Source organism: Cryobacterium sp. AP23 (genome assembly GCF_054075385.1).
Map to the genome: position 1 here is coordinate 2,919,628 of NZ_CM133415.1, position 13,587 is coordinate 2,933,214.

The following is a 13,587-nucleotide window of genomic DNA, read 5'->3' on the forward strand; positions in this document are numbered from 1 at the left end:
TGCGATGACTGATCAGGTGACTGCATCCGGAATCGACCTCGACGAACTCGACCCGGGCGTGCGCCCGCAGGACGACCTCTTCCGCCACGTGAACGGCAAGTGGATCGCCCGCACCGAGATCCCCAGCGACAAGGCCCGCTGGGGGTCCTTCTATCTCCTCGCCGAAGAGGCCGAGAAGGCCGTGCAGGCGATCATCCTGGAGGCGCAGACCGCCCCCGAGGGGTCCGAGGAGCGCAAGTTCGGCGACATGTACGCCAGCTTCATGGACGAGGAGCGCATCGAACAGCTCGGCGCCACCCCGCTCGCCGCCGACCTCGCCACCGTCGACGGCATCAGCAGCGTCCCGGTGTTCCTGGCCACCCTCGGCCGCCTCGAGCGCGCCGGCGTCGCCGGCACCTTCCAGCTCTACGTCGACAACGACCCGGGCAACCCCGAGCGCTACCTCGTCTTCGTCGAGCAGGCCGGCCTGGGCCTGCCGGACGAGTCCTACTACCGGGACGAGAAGTTCGCCAGTGTGCGGGGCGCCTACCTCGCCTTCGTCGAGCGGATGCTGACCCTCGCCGGCGTGGACGACCCCGCCGGCCGTGCCGCCCGTGTCTTCGCGCTCGAAACCGAGCTCGCCAGCCACCACTGGGACAACGTGCGCACCCGCGATAGCGAGAAGACCTACAACCTCAAGACCTGGGGCCAGCTCTCCGCGCTCGCCGCCGGTGCCGACCTCGACCTCTGGCTCGAGGGCCTGGACGCCCCCGCGGTCGCGTTCGAGGAGGTCGTCGTGCGCGAGCCCAGCTTCGTCACCGGCCTGGCCGAGATGCTCACCGAGGACCGGCTCGACTCCTGGCGGGACTGGCTGCGCTGGCAGGTCATCCGCTCGAGCGCGTCGTACCTCTCCAGCGACTTCGTCGAGGCAAACTTCGACTTCTACGGCCGCACCCTCACCGGCACCCCGCAGATGCGTGCCCGCTGGAAGCGCGGCGTCTCGCTGGTGGAGGGCTCGCTCGGCGAGGCCGTCGGCCGGATCTACGTCGAGCGGCACTTCTCGCCCGACGCCAAGACCAGCATGGACGTGCTGGTCGGCTACCTCGTCGAGGCCTACCGGGCCAGCATCACCGGCCTGGACTGGATGACCGCCGAGACGCAGGCGCGGGCGCTGGAGAAGCTCGACAAGTTCACCCCCAAGATCGGCTACCCGGTGAAGTGGCGCGACTACTCCTCGCTCGAGATCGAGCCGGGCGACCTGATCCGGAACGTGCGCGCGACCGGCGAGTTCGAGTTCCACCGTGAGCTCGGCAAGATCGGCAACCCGCTCGACCGCGACGAGTGGTTCATGACCCCGCAGACCATCAACGCCTATTACAACCCCGGCTTCAACGAGATCGTCTTCCCCGCCGCCATCCTGCAGGTGCCGTTCTTCGACGTGAACCGCGACGCCGCCGCCAACTACGGCGCCATCGGCGCGGTCATCGGCCACGAGATCGGCCACGGCTTTGACGACCAGGGCTCCAAGTACGACGGCGACGGCCGGCTCACCGACTGGTGGACCGAGGCCGACCGGGCCGCGTTCGAACAGCGCACTGCGTCGCTGATCGAGCAGTACGACGCCCTCGCCCCGGCGCAGGTGCCCGACCACCACGTGAACGGCGCGCTCACCATCGGCGAGAACATCGGCGACCTCGGCGGCCTGTCGATCGCCTGGAAGGCCTACCTGCTCTCCCTCGACGGCGCCGAGCCGCCCGTCATCGACGGGCTCAGCGGCGCCGAGCGGTTCTTCCTCTCCTGGGCCCAGGCCTGGCAGATGAAGCTGCGCGATGAGGAGGCCGTGCGGCTGCTCGCCATCGACCCGCACTCGCCGAACGAGTTCCGTTGCAACCAGATCGTGCGCAACATCGACGAGTACTACAGCGCGTTCGGTGTCACCGAGGCGGATGCCGCGTGGCTCGCCCCTGAGAAGCGCGTCACGATCTGGTAGCAGCCGGCGCGGTGTCGGACCCGGTGAGTTAGGGTGTTCCGAAGGCTGAGCCCAGCCCGGAAGAACCGTAAGGACACCAGCAGCAGTGGTCGCGCCAGCACAGGAATCGGAACGACGTTCCCGGCACGCCGTCGAGCGGCAGGGGAAGCACCGCGAGGCCGCGGCACCGTCCAGCTTCGCGCGCGGCTTCCAGTCGCTCGGTGAGCTCGCGATGGGCGGAGCACAGGTCTCCGCCCGCGCCACCGACCTGGCCACCGGCCGGGTCCTGTTCTCCGTCGACGACCACGTGGTGATGCCGATGGCGGGCGTCGGCACGGTGCTGCTGCTCATCGAGGTGGCGTCGCGGCTGCGCGACCCCGACTTCGGCGCGTACACGATCCTCGACCGCACGGTGAGCGATTCCGTGGCCGGCTCGGGGCTGTGGCAGCACCTGCAGGCGCCGTCTCTGCCCGTCGCCGACCTCGCCGCCCTCGTCGGCGCCACCAATGACAACCTCGCCACGAACGTGCTGCTGCGCGCCGTCGGCCTCGAGGCCGTGCGCCGCCGCACCGATGAGCTGGGCCTGGGCCGCACCTCACTGCTCGACCTGGTGCGCGACAGCCGCGGCCCCGACGACGCGCCCAACCTCTCGATCGGCAGCGCCAACGAGCTCACCTGGCTGTTCACCGCCTTGGCCCGCGGCGAGATCCTCGACGACGACGGCAGCGAACGTGTGCTCGGCTGGCTGTCGCTGAACTCCGACCTCTCCATGGTGGCCAGCGCCTTCGGGTTGTCGCCGCACGCCCACCGGGAGCCCTCGCACGGCGTGCTGCTGGTGAACAAGACCGGCACGGATGACGGGGTGCGGAGCGAAGTGGGTGTGCTGCGCGGCCCGCGGGCCGGCGTGGCCTATGCCGTGTCGGTCTTCTTCGAGGACCACAACCTCTCCTCGCGCCTCTCCGTGCTCGACGGCATGCGCTCCGTGGGCCTGGACATCCTCGAATACGTGCACTGACCATCCGCGAGCCGTGACCTGAACCCCGAAAACCTCCCGTTTTCGGGGTTTTTCTCCCGGGGCGCGAGTAATGTCGTCGCATGAGCGACCAGAGCAGCGACCTGAGGGACCAGGGCAGCGACCAGGGCTCCGCGCTGAGCGTGGAACTGAACGGCATCAACTCGATCGACCAGAGCGAGCATCGGGGGGATCCGCGCGACCTGTTCTGGCCGTGGTTCGCCGCCAACGTGTCGGTGCTCGGGGTGAGCTACGGCTCCTTCCTGCTCGGCTTCGGCATCTCGTTCTGGCAGGCCACCATCGTGGGCCTGGTCGGCATCGTGGTGTCGTTCCTGTTCTGCGGCTTCATCGCCCTGGCCGGCAAGCGCGGGCACGCGCCCACCATGACCGTCGGCCGCGCCGCCTTCGGCGTCAACGGCAACCGGGTCCCCTCCGCCCTGTCCTGGCTGCTCACGGTGGGCTGGGAGACGGTGCTCGCCTCCCTCGCCGTGCTGGCGACCGCGACGGTGCTCGGCGAGCTTGGCTGGGAGGGCGGCGACGCCACCAAGGTCGTCGCGCTCATCGTGGTGGCGGCGCTGATCGTCACCGGCGGCATCCTCGGCTTCGACTTCATCATGAAGCTGCAGAAGTGGATCACCATCGTCACCGGTGTGCTCACCGTGGTCTACATCGTGCTCACCTTCAACCAGATCGACGGCGCCGCCCTCGCCGCGATCCCGGCCGGCTCCACCCCGCAGGTGATCGGCGCGCTGGTGTTCATGATGACCGGCTTCGGCCTGGGCTGGGTCAACGCGGCCGCCGACTACTCCCGCTACCTGCCGCGCACGGCGTCGAGCGCGGGCGTCGTCGGCTGGACCACCTTCGGCGCCTCCCTGGCCCCGCTCATCCTGCTGCTCTTCGGCCTGCTGCTGGCCGGGTCGTCACCCGACCTCAGCGCGGCCATCGCCATCGACCCGATCGGCGCGCTCACCACCATCCTGCCGGTCTGGTTCCTCATCCCGTTCGCCCTCACCGCGGTGCTCGGCCTGGTCGGCGGCGCCGTGCTCGACATCTACTCCTCCGGCCTGGCCCTGCTCAGCACCGGCCTCCGCGTTCCCCGCCCCGTGGCCGCGGGCATCGACGGCGTCATCATGGTGCTCGGCGCGATCTACGTGGTCTTCTTCGCGGCCGACTTCCTCGGGCCGTTCCAGGGCTTCCTCATCACGCTCGGCGTCCCGGTGGCCGCCTGGTGCGGGATCTTCATGGCCGACGTGCTGATGCGCCGCAAGGGCTACGCGGCCAGGGACCTCTTCGACCCCGCCGGCCGGTACGGCAGCGTGCGGTGGAGCGCGATCGTGCTCATCGTGCTCGGCGCCGTGATCGGCTGGGGCATGGTCACCAACGGTTTCGCCGCCTGGCTGGCCTGGCAGGGTTACCTGCTCGAACCGCTCGGTCTCGGCGGCCGGACGGGGGAGTGGGCCTACGCCAACCTCGGCGTGCTCGTGGCCCTGGTGATCGGCTTCGGCGGCACGCTGCTCTTCGGCCGTGCCGCGGTGCGCCGCCAGGAGGCGCTGCCGCTGGCCCCCGGCGACCACCTCACCGACGAGCAGGATGCGGCGGCCGGGGCATGACGAACGGCTCCTGGCTGGTCTTGATCGACCTGCAGCGCATCTTCGGTGAACCAGAGAGCGAGTGGTTCACCCCGCGCTTCGCCGACGCCGAAGCCGGCGCGGTGCGGCTGCGCCAGCTCTTCCCCGGCCGCACCGCGCTCACCCGGTTCGTGGCGCCGGAGAACCCGGAGGGCGCCTGGGTGCCCTACTACGCGCAGTGGCCGTTCGCGCTCGACCCCGGCAACGCCGACCTGTACGACCTGGTGCCGGCGCTGCCGCCGGACGACGCCGTGGTCATCAGCCGGCCCACCTTCGGCAAGTGGGACTCCGCCACCCGGGCTGCCCTCGGCGACACCCGCGACATCGTCCTGGCGGGTGTCTCCACCGACTGTTGTGTGCTCTCCACCGCCCTCGCCGCGGCCGACGACGGCGTGCGGGTGCGGGTCGTGGCGGATGCCTGCGCCGGCCTCAGCGCCACCGACCACCAGCGCGCCCTCGACACGATGGCGCTCTACGGTCCGCTGATCGAGATCACCACCATCGAGGAGATCCTGGCCGAACGCGGGCTCGCCCGGTGACACCCACCGGGGCGCTCGACCGGTCCATCGGCGCCCTCACCGGCCTGGCCGTCGGTGACGCCCTGGGCATGCCGAGCCAGATGATGTCCCGGCCCGAGCTGCTGCGCCGGTTCGGCGCGGCCGGCGTGACCGGGTTCGCGGCGGCGGCCGCCGACCATCCGCTCGCCGCCGGGATGCCGGCCGGCTCGGTGACCGACGACACCGAGCAGGCCCTGCTGCTGGCCGGGATGCTGGTGGCGGGCTCCGGCCACATCGACACCGCCGAATACGCCAGGGCGCTGTTGGAGTGGGAGAGCGCGATGCGGGCCAAGGGGTCACTCGACCTGCTCGGGCCGTCCACCCGGGGCGCCCTGGCCCGGGTGCTGGCGGGGGAGTCCACGGCCGAGTCCGGCCGGTTCGGGGTGACCAACGGTGCCGCCATGCGGGTGGCGCCGGTGGGCATCGTGATGCCCGCCGACGACCTGCCCGCCCTGGTGGACCGGGTGGTCGAGAGCGCGCTGGCCACCCACAACACCGGGGTCGCCATCGCCGGGGCCGCCGCGGTCGCCGCGGCGGTGAGCGCCGGCATCGACGGCGCGACGACGGCGGAGGCGACCGCCGTGGCCCAGGAGGCCGCCCGGCTCGGCGCCAAGCGGGGCTTCTGGGTGGCCGCCGGGCAGGTGGCGCCGCGGATCCGCTGGGCGGTGGGGCTGATGGATGCCCGCCGGCCGCAGGACTCCCTCGACCTGGTCTACGCCCTCGTCGGCACCAGCCTGGCCAGCCAGGAGTCGGTGCCGGCGGCCTTCGCGGTGCTGGCCCTCTACCCGGACGACCCCTGGCGGTCCTGCCTGGCCGCCGCGTCCCTCGGCGGCGACAGCGACACCATCGCCGCCATGGCCGGGGCGGTCGGCGGCGCCGTCTGGGGGACCGCCGGGTTCCCCGCCGCCGCGGTGTCGACGGTCCGTGAGGTGAACGACCTCGACCTGGCGCCGGTCGCCACCGCGCTGCTGGCGTTGCGCCGCCGATGACCGGCGTCCTGCCCGCGCAGCCGGAGTCCCGCCCGATCCGGCGGCTGGTGAGCTTCGGCACCGTGGTGGTCGACGTGGTCTCCTTCGTGCCGGCGCTGCCCGAGAGCGGCGGCGACGTCTTCGCCTCCCACGGCACGCTGCAGACCGGCGGCGGACTCACCGCCATGGCGGCCGCGCGGCGCGGCGGCCTGCCCACCGTGCACGCGGGCCTGACCGGCACCGGGCCGTTCGGCGAGTTGGCCCGCGCCGCCCTCACCGCCGCCGGCATCAGGACGGTACTGGCGCCACTGCCGAGCATGGACACGGGCCTCTGCCTGGTGCTGGTGGAACCGTCGGGCGAGCGCACCTTCGTGACCCTGCCGGGTGCGGAGGGGATGCTCGATCCCGGCGCCCTCGGCCGGGTTGCCCTCGGCGACACGGATGCGGTCCTGGTGTCCGGCTACGGCCTCGTGCATCCGGTGACCCGGCGGGCCGTCCTCGCCGCCGTCGCCGCGCTGCCGGCCACGGCCACCCTCGTCGTCGACCCGGGCCCGCTCGGCCACGAGCTCGACGCGACCGACCTGGCCGCCCTGTTCGGCCGGGCGGACTGGTGGGTCTGCAACGCCAGGGAGGCCACCCTGCTCACGGGCGAGGCCGACCCTGCCGCGTCGGCGACGGCCCTGGCCGAACGACTGGCCGAACGCCTGGCCGGCGCCGGAGCTCACGCCGAGGGATCGTCCAGCTCACCGGCGTACGCGGTGGTGCGGATCGGCGCGGCGGGCTGCATCCTCGCCGCGCGCGGCCGCCCGCCGTTCCTCGTCAGCGCGGTGCCGGCCACCGTCGTCTCCACCAACGGCGCCGGCGATGCCCACACCGGGGCGCTCATCGCCGCGCTCGCCGCCGGCCGCCCGCCCATCCCGGCGCTCCGGCTGGCGAACGGGGCCGCCGGGGCCTTCCTCCAGTCCCCGGTGTGACCCCCAGACGGGGCTGGCGCGCCGCACCGAATGGTGTCGCTCGCGGCTGAGTCGCGGCCATAAAATATGAACACGCAGGGGCGCGTCGCTGGGAGGCGCTTCCGCAGGGAGGGAACGCAGTGGGCAAGCTCATCTATGACGGAATCGAGATCGAATTCGAGGACCGTGCCCTCGTCCACCTGCAGATCGTCATCGGGTCGAAGCTGCGCCGCGGGGAGAGTTTCTTCCTCTCCTGGAATGACTCACCGGCGATCGGCGACGGCCGGTCGAGCGTCTGGCTGCACGCCAGCATCCCGCTGTACTTCAAGTACTACGGCGGCAAGACGCCGAGCCTGAACCGCGCCTGGATCGAGACGCTGACCCGGTCGGCCAACAGCGGCCAGGGGCTGCTGCTGAGTGCCGAACCAGCGTCGAACGGCGGCTGACCGGGCCGGCTCGGTTCAGTGCCGGGCCAGGTCCAGCGGGTCTTCGTCCAGGAACGGCGCATCGTTCTCAATGGCCTCCGTCGCCATCGCGAATGCGTGCCCGCCGACCGTCGGGAACTCGGGAACCGGGAAACGGGCCTCTTCGTCCTGCCCGGCCAGGCCGTCCACGTCGATGACGGCCAGCTGCGTGGCGGCACTGAGGATCAGCGTGTGCGCCTGCACGGTGCCGTTGTGTTCCAGCACGGGCACATCGATCGCGATGGCGGCTGTCATGCCCGCCACGTGGGTGACGTAGTGCACCAGCGCGTCGGACACGTCGGTGCCGGTGATGAGCGACTCGCCGTTGTAGCTGATTCGTTTCATCCGTCGACCCTATGGCCAAAGGCGGTTGGCTCACACCCCCCTTGCCAAACTCGCCCGCCTAGGTCAGGACCCCGTCAGAGGGTCGCGTCGTAGGCGTGCTTCAGCCAGGCGGCGACCTCTGAATCCACCTGGGCGGGCGAGGTGAGGGCGATCCGGGCAGGGAAATCGGCCCCGAGCTCGGTGGTGGGCAGCAGCCGGGTGCTCGGCGGCGGCGTGGGCAGGTCGATACGCAACCCGAGGTCCACCCGGGTCGGGGTGGTGGGCTGCACGACCGCGAAGATCCGTTGCGGCCCGGTCAGCGCCACGTGCGTCGTGCGGGTCTGGATGCTCACATCGTCGAGTTCGCCGGCGCAGAGGAGTACCGCGTCCAGGATGGGACGCAGCGTCGGGCGATCGGCGTACTGACCGTCGATCAGCTCGTCCGCGGCCCGCACCGTGGAGTGCGGGTAGCCGAAGTACTCGTGCACCAGCAGCGACCGGGGGTACCCGGTGACGCCCTCGGTGGTGAGCCAGTTGCGCAGGGCGTTGTCGTTCGGCGGGTCGTGCTCGCGGATGCGGGCGAGCCAGTGTTCGAGCCCGTTGCCCGTCAACCGCTGCAGCATGCCGATCTCCCAGAGCCGGATTTCGGCCCAGGGCAGCGGCTGCTCGTCGGTCATGCTGACACGGTACGCCCGCCGCCCCGGCTGCGCACCGACCGGGTCGGGAACGGATGCGTGAGCGGGTGCTCAGTCGATCAGGCCGGCGGCGTGCAGGCGCCGCAGCACCTCCACCCCGGCGGGCGGGCAGCGCGGTTCGTCGGCCGAGCCGGCCCAGTGCACGGCACTCACCTCGGCGCTCGCCGTGGGCTCGTCCGGGCTCTCACCGCCGAACACGCTCATCCGTACGAGCCGGCCCTCCGGTTCCCCGTGCGCCTGGATCAGCACCGTGAACAGCGGGACGAGGTCGGCCGGGGCCAGGCGCACCGTCACCTCCTCCCAGGCTTCGCGCGCGGCGGCATCCGCCTCGGTCTCGCCCGGGTCGATCTTGCCGCCGGGCATGTACCAGACGTCGCGGCCGCGGGCGGTGACCATGAGCACCCGGCGGTCGCGGATCAGCGCGACCGCCGCCACCAGGATGTCAGCGGCCGGGCTTGTCATGCGCGGGCGAAGGCCGACGCGGCCTGCACCTGCTCCGGCGTGGGGCGCACGCCGGTGTAGCGCTCGAACTGCTCGGCGGCCTGCAGGGCGATGACCTCGGCGCCGGTGATCACGGTTTTGCCCATCGAGCGGGCCGCGAGGATCAGCGGCGTCTCGGCGGGAAGGGCCACGACGTCGAAGACGGTGTCGGCGGCGGTGATCGCGGCGGTGCTGAACGCCGAATCGGCGGCCTGCGCCCCACCGGCCATGCCGATCGGGGTGACGTTCACGAGCAGCGGCGCGGTGGCGGTGCCCGGCTCGGCCAGCCAGCTGTAGCCGAGCTCGTCGGCCAGGGCCCGGCCGCTCTGCTCATTGCGGGCCACGATGGTGCCGGAGGCGAAGCCGGAGTCGCGGAACGCCGCACCGACGGCCTTGGCCATGCCACCGGAGCCGCGCAGGAGGAACGGGGTGGCCGGGTCGAGCCGGTTGCTCGTGATCAGGTCGGCGGCGGCGATGTAATCGGTGTTGTACGCCCGCAGGTAGCCGTCGTCGTTCACGATCGTGTTCACCGACTGGATGGCCGTGGCCGAGGCATCGAGCTCGTCGACCAGCGCGATCACGTCTTCCTTGAACGGCATCGACACCGAGCAGCCGCGGATGCCCAGGGCCCGCACGCCCGCGATGGCGCCGGCCAGGTCGGTGGTGGTGAACGCCTTGTAGACGAAGTCCAGCCCGAACTGTTCGTAGAGGTAGTTGTGGAACCGGGTGCCGAAATTGCTCGGCCGTGCGGCCAGCGACATGCAGAGGCGGGTGTCCTTGTTCAGCGGGGGCTTCGTTGTATCAGTCATCGCCTCAATGGTACGGCCCGCCCGGGTTTTCAGCCGGGCGGGCCGTGTCATGCCGGTGGGGTGCTCAGCAGCAGCGGCCCTGCGGGTTGGTGTCCTGCCGGTCGGTGCGGTCTCGCCAGAACTCGCGTTCGGTCATGGCCGGCACCGCGTCGGCCGTGCCGTGCACCGACTCGTGGTGCGCCAGGTACCGCTCGTAGGCATCCTCACCGGACACCGCCTTGACATACCAGGCGAGCCCGGCCACCGCCGAGCGCACCGCGGTGGCCACACCCATCAGTGCCCGCGGACCTTGCGCGTGCCGGTGCTCGGGCGGGCATCCCACTCGGCCTGCGTGGTCTTCTCGGCCGGCGTGGCGACGAGGCCGCTCGGCGCGAAGATGCGCGACGGCACGGCCGGGTCCTCGCTGGTCGCGTTCGACCGGGTGCGCCAGGCACGCCAGGTGGCCTGCAGCGCGGTGAAGATAACGATGACGGCGAGGGTGACGAAGACGATCGACAGGATGCCCTGCACCATGGTGTTGCGCACCACAGCCTCCATCGCCTCGACCGAGGTGGCCGTGCCGAAGCTCGTCTCCCCGGCGGCCAGGGCGTTGGAGAACGCGGCGTTCTGGGCGAAGTAGCCCACCGACGGCACGCTCGAGAAGATCTTCAGGATCGACGCCGTGATGGTGACCACGGCCGCGAAGGTGAGCGGCAGAGCGACGATCCAGAGGTACTTGAACAGGCCGCGCTTGGCGACGATGGCCAGGCAGACGGCCAGCGCGATCGCGGCGAGCAGCTGGTTGGCGATGCCGAACAGCGGGAACAGCGTGTTGATGCCGCCGAGCGGGTCGGTGACGCCCATCACGAGCACCGCGCCCCAGGCCGCGACCATGATCGCGGTCGTGAGCCAGGCGCCGGTGCGCCAGGAGGTGTCCTTGAACTTCGGGAAGAAGTTGCCCAGGCTGTCCTGCAGCATGAACCGGGCCACGCGGGTGCCGGCATCCACTGCGGTGAGGATGAACAGCGCCTCAAACATGATCGCGAAGTGGTACCAGAACGCCATCATGCCGCTGCCGCCGGCCACCTGCTGCATGATGTGCGCGAGGCCCACCGACAGGGTCGGCGCGCCGCCGGTGCGGGAGACGATGGAGGCTTCGCCGACGTCCTTGGCCGTCTGGGTGAGCATGTCCGGGGTGAGGTTCACGCCGGTCAGGCCGAGGCTGTTGACGAAGGTGACCGCACCCTCGACGGTGCCGCCGGTGAGGGCGGGCGAGGAGTTCATGGCGAAGTAGATGCCACGGTCGATCGACAGGGCGGCCACGAGGGCCATGATCGCGACGAACGACTCCATCAGCATGCCGCCGTAGCCGATGAACCGGGTCTGGCGTTCCTTCTCGATCAGCTTGGGCGTGGTGCCGGAAGCGATCAAGGCGTGGAAGCCGGAGAGGGCGCCGCAGGCGATGGTGACGAAGAGGAACGGGAAGAGCGAACCGCTCACCACCGGGCCCGTGCCGCTGGTGGCGAATTCGCTCACCGCGGGCACGAAGATCTCGGGCCGCACGATCACGATCGCCAGGGCGAGCATGCCGATGGTGCCGATCTTCATGAAGGTGGAGAGGTAGTCGCGCGGGGCCAGCAGCAGCCAGACCGGCAGGATGGCGGCGATGAAGCCGTAGACGATGATGCCGATGGCCAGCGGCAGCTTGTCGACGTGGAAGAACGCCGCGCCCCACTCGGTGCCGGCGATGGCGCCACCGCCGACGATGGCGGCGATGAGCAGCACGAAGCCGATGATGGAGATCTCGGTGACCTTGCCCGGGCGGAAGAACCGCAGGTAGCAGCCCATGAACAGGGCGATCGGGATGGTCATGCCGACGGAGAAGACGCCCCAGGCGCTCTCTGCGAGGGCGTTGACCACGACGAGGGCGAGGATGGCCACGATGATGACCATGATCGTGAGGGTGGCGATGAGGGCGGCGGTGCCGCCGACCCGGCCGAGCTCGTCTCGGGCCATCTGGCCCAGCGAGCGGCCGCCGCGGCGCATGGAGAAGAACAGCACCAGGTAGTCCTGCACCGCGCCGGCGAAGACGACGCCGACGATGATCCAGATCGTGCCGGGCAGGTAGCCCATCTGCGCGGCGAGCACCGGGCCGACGAGGGGGCCGGCGCCGGCGATGGCGGCGAAGTGGTGCCCGAACAGCACCCGGCGGTCGGTGGCGGCGTAGTCCTTGCCGTCGGCCTTGTACTCGGCGGGGGTCGCCCGCCGGTCATCCGGGCGCAGCAGGTGCTTCTGGATGTAGTTGGAGTAGAACCGGTACCCGATCAGATAGGTGCAGATCGCGGCGAAGACGAACCAGATCGCGTTCACGGTCTCACCGCGCACCACGGCCAGCATCACCCAGCTCAACCCGCCGAGCAGCGCGATGGCCACCCAGATGGCGATCTTCACCGGGGTCCAGCGGGCCTCCTCGGCCTCGTGGATCGTCGGATCCAGCGCAACCGGCGGAAGGGCCGGGTCCTGGGTCAGGTCTGGTTCAATCGTTCCGCCGCTGGTACTGGACGTCGCGCCCATTGGTACTCCCCTTTGAGATACTCGTAAAACTCACAGCATGTTGCCGGGTTACTCGGCAACCGTAACAGTCGCCGGGCGCTGCCCAGGTGTCTTAAGTCCCGTGTTCGGGGGATAGCGGCGGAGACCGGGGATTTTTTTGTTCATGGATGCGCGGCGGTGCTGAACACGTCGTTGAGGGTCACGGTGGCGAGGCCGCGGTCGTGCAGCAGGGTGCGCAGCTGGGGGAAGACGTTGGTGACCGGCTCGTAGTTGAGGTGGCCGATCACGATGTGCTGCGGCAGGAACCACGCGGTCGCGAAGTCGATCACCTGCTGTTCGCTGAGCAGCCCGGAGTCCGACAGCGAGCCGTACCAGGTGGTGGGGACCGTGTAGCCCAGGTCGGCGGCCAGGGCATCCACCCTGTCGTTGTGCACCCCGAACGGCGGCCGGAAGAATGGGCGGGCATCCACCCCGAAGGTGTCGGTGAGGAAATCGTGGGTGCGGCTGAGCTCGCTGGTGACGGCGGCGTCGGCGAGGTTGCTGAGGTCGGGGTGCGACCAGGTGTGGTTGCCGAGCTGGATCTGGCCGCTGGCCACGAGCGGGCGCAGCTGGTCGGCGTTGTCGGTCCAGGCGCCGTAGGAGCCGGTGACGAAGAAGGTGAGCCTGGTGCCGGTTTCGCCGGCGAAGCGGATGTACCGGGCCAGCACCTCGCTGCTCGACCCGTCGTCGACGGTCCAGGCGAGCAGGCTGCCGTCGCCGGGCAGCCCCGAGAGGGTTCCGGGTGGCACGGGCACCCGCGCCAGGCTCGGCGCGGGGTCGCGGAGCGGGGCCGGCGGCGGCACCGCGCCGGGCAGGGGCCGGGGGAGCGGGGTGGGAGTAGGCGGCGTCGTCGCTGCCGGGCCGGCCGGCCGGGGGAGGGGCGCGAGGGCCGTGCAGCCGGCCAGGGCGAGGGCGAGGCCCAGCGCCGCGAGCGCGGTGCGGCGGGTGACGGCGGAGCCCGACGCCGGGTCTGGGTCGTGCCGCACGGCGGTCCTCCCCCCGGAGCCTGTCGATGGTTCAGCTGGAACGCTGGACGGCCCGGGAACGAAGGTCGAACGAGACGAAGATAGCGCCGGCGGCGTCACCCGGCAACGCCCGTAAGCGGGGGCCGTGCCCGGCTCGCTAAAATGAACGAATCCGTTCCCGGGCCTGTGCCCGGTATTTTGACCATCCTTTTG

The 13,587-nt window shown here is 71.0% G+C and carries 14 protein-coding genes; 7 read left to right on the top strand and 7 right to left on the bottom strand.

Translation table 11 applies throughout. The features are described 5' to 3' along the window. The first annotated feature begins 4 nt into the window (after nucleotides 1-4). The 7 genes from ACU5E9_RS13845 (at nucleotide 5) to ACU5E9_RS13875 (ending at nucleotide 7,512) form a co-directional block, all read left to right on the top strand. On the top strand, nucleotides 5-1,969 hold the full coding sequence (locus ACU5E9_RS13845; RefSeq protein WP_456810490.1) for a M13 family metallopeptidase: 1,965 nt from the start codon (nucleotides 5-7) through the stop codon (nucleotides 1,967-1,969). 85 nt (nucleotides 1,970-2,054) lie between these two features. Then, nucleotides 2,055-2,963 (top strand): serine hydrolase, encoded by a 909-nt coding sequence (locus ACU5E9_RS13850; RefSeq protein ID WP_456810491.1) that lies wholly within the window; start codon nucleotides 2,055-2,057, stop codon nucleotides 2,961-2,963. An 80-nt stretch (nucleotides 2,964-3,043) separates the two neighbouring features. Further along, nucleotides 3,044-4,570, top strand: coding sequence for a purine-cytosine permease family protein (locus tag ACU5E9_RS13855; protein WP_456810492.1), 1,527 nt, complete (start codon nucleotides 3,044-3,046; stop codon nucleotides 4,568-4,570). Next, nucleotides 4,567-5,127: a cysteine hydrolase family protein gene (locus tag ACU5E9_RS13860; protein ID WP_456810493.1), complete on the top strand. Its 561-nt coding sequence runs from the start codon at nucleotides 4,567-4,569 to the stop codon at nucleotides 5,125-5,127. Before ACU5E9_RS13855 ends, ACU5E9_RS13860 begins: the two co-directional genes overlap by 4 nt. Then, nucleotides 5,124-6,134: an ADP-ribosylglycohydrolase family protein gene (locus ACU5E9_RS13865; protein WP_456810494.1), complete on the top strand. Its 1,011-nt coding sequence runs from the start codon at nucleotides 5,124-5,126 to the stop codon at nucleotides 6,132-6,134. The genes ACU5E9_RS13860 and ACU5E9_RS13865 overlap by 4 nt, the downstream gene beginning before the upstream one ends. Then, a complete protein-coding gene (locus tag ACU5E9_RS13870; RefSeq protein ID WP_456810495.1) occupies nucleotides 6,131-7,087 on the top strand; it encodes a PfkB family carbohydrate kinase in 957 nt (318 codons plus the stop codon). The genes ACU5E9_RS13865 and ACU5E9_RS13870 overlap by 4 nt, the downstream gene beginning before the upstream one ends. A gap of 119 nt (nucleotides 7,088-7,206) precedes the next feature. Next, on the top strand, nucleotides 7,207-7,512 hold the full coding sequence (locus ACU5E9_RS13875; RefSeq protein WP_456810496.1) for a DUF7882 family protein: 306 nt from the start codon (nucleotides 7,207-7,209) through the stop codon (nucleotides 7,510-7,512). A gap of 15 nt (nucleotides 7,513-7,527) precedes the next feature. On the opposite strand, the gene ACU5E9_RS13880 is transcribed toward ACU5E9_RS13875, so the two are convergent. From ACU5E9_RS13880 to ACU5E9_RS13910, 7 genes are all read right to left on the bottom strand, one after another. After that, nucleotides 7,528-7,875, bottom strand: coding sequence for a hypothetical protein (locus ACU5E9_RS13880; RefSeq protein ID WP_456810497.1), 348 nt, complete (start codon nucleotides 7,873-7,875; stop codon nucleotides 7,528-7,530). A gap of 74 nt (nucleotides 7,876-7,949) precedes the next feature. Further along, complete coding sequence (locus ACU5E9_RS13885) at nucleotides 7,950-8,531, bottom strand: DUF5655 domain-containing protein (RefSeq protein WP_456810498.1); 582 nt, start codon at nucleotides 8,529-8,531, stop codon at nucleotides 7,950-7,952. A gap of 69 nt (nucleotides 8,532-8,600) precedes the next feature. Beyond that, complete coding sequence (locus tag ACU5E9_RS13890) at nucleotides 8,601-9,011, bottom strand: NUDIX hydrolase (protein ID WP_456810499.1); 411 nt, start codon at nucleotides 9,009-9,011, stop codon at nucleotides 8,601-8,603. Next, on the bottom strand, nucleotides 9,008-9,838 hold the full coding sequence (locus ACU5E9_RS13895) for a shikimate 5-dehydrogenase (protein WP_456810500.1): 831 nt from the start codon (nucleotides 9,836-9,838) through the stop codon (nucleotides 9,008-9,010). The genes ACU5E9_RS13890 and ACU5E9_RS13895 overlap by 4 nt, the downstream gene beginning before the upstream one ends. Nucleotides 9,839-9,902: 64 nt before the next feature. After that, nucleotides 9,903-10,112, bottom strand: coding sequence for a YbdD/YjiX family protein (locus tag ACU5E9_RS13900; protein WP_456810501.1), 210 nt, complete (start codon nucleotides 10,110-10,112; stop codon nucleotides 9,903-9,905). Next, nucleotides 10,112-12,391 carry a carbon starvation CstA family protein gene (locus tag ACU5E9_RS13905; RefSeq protein WP_456810502.1) on the bottom strand — a complete coding sequence of 760 codons (2,280 nt, stop codon included), beginning with the start codon at nucleotides 12,389-12,391 and terminating at the stop codon, nucleotides 10,112-10,114. Before ACU5E9_RS13905 ends, ACU5E9_RS13900 begins: the two co-directional genes overlap by 1 nt. A 140-nt stretch (nucleotides 12,392-12,531) precedes the next feature. Then, nucleotides 12,532-13,395 (bottom strand): polysaccharide deacetylase family protein, encoded by an 864-nt coding sequence (locus ACU5E9_RS13910; RefSeq protein WP_456810503.1) that lies wholly within the window; start codon nucleotides 13,393-13,395, stop codon nucleotides 12,532-12,534. Between the last annotated feature and the right edge of the window lie 192 nt (nucleotides 13,396-13,587).

Coding starts and splice junctions, on each gene's coding strand:
- ACU5E9_RS13845 (WP_456810490.1), top strand. CDS start 5: ATGACTGATCAGGTGACTGCATCCGGAATCGACCTCGACGAACTCGAC.
- ACU5E9_RS13890 (WP_456810499.1), bottom strand. CDS start 9,011: ATGACAAGCCCGGCCGCTGACATCCTGGTGGCGGCGGTCGCGCTGATC.
- ACU5E9_RS13900 (WP_456810501.1), bottom strand. CDS start 10,112: ATGGGTGTGGCCACCGCGGTGCGCTCGGCGGTGGCCGGGCTCGCCTGG.
- ACU5E9_RS13855 (WP_456810492.1), top strand. CDS start 3,044: ATGAGCGACCAGAGCAGCGACCTGAGGGACCAGGGCAGCGACCAGGGC.
- ACU5E9_RS13870 (WP_456810495.1), top strand. CDS start 6,131: ATGACCGGCGTCCTGCCCGCGCAGCCGGAGTCCCGCCCGATCCGGCGG.
- ACU5E9_RS13895 (WP_456810500.1), bottom strand. CDS start 9,838: ATGACTGATACAACGAAGCCCCCGCTGAACAAGGACACCCGCCTCTGC.
- ACU5E9_RS13860 (WP_456810493.1), top strand. CDS start 4,567: ATGACGAACGGCTCCTGGCTGGTCTTGATCGACCTGCAGCGCATCTTC.
- ACU5E9_RS13905 (WP_456810502.1), bottom strand. CDS start 12,391: ATGGGCGCGACGTCCAGTACCAGCGGCGGAACGATTGAACCAGACCTG.
- ACU5E9_RS13885 (WP_456810498.1), bottom strand. CDS start 8,531: ATGACCGACGAGCAGCCGCTGCCCTGGGCCGAAATCCGGCTCTGGGAG.
- ACU5E9_RS13880 (WP_456810497.1), bottom strand. CDS start 7,875: ATGAAACGAATCAGCTACAACGGCGAGTCGCTCATCACCGGCACCGAC.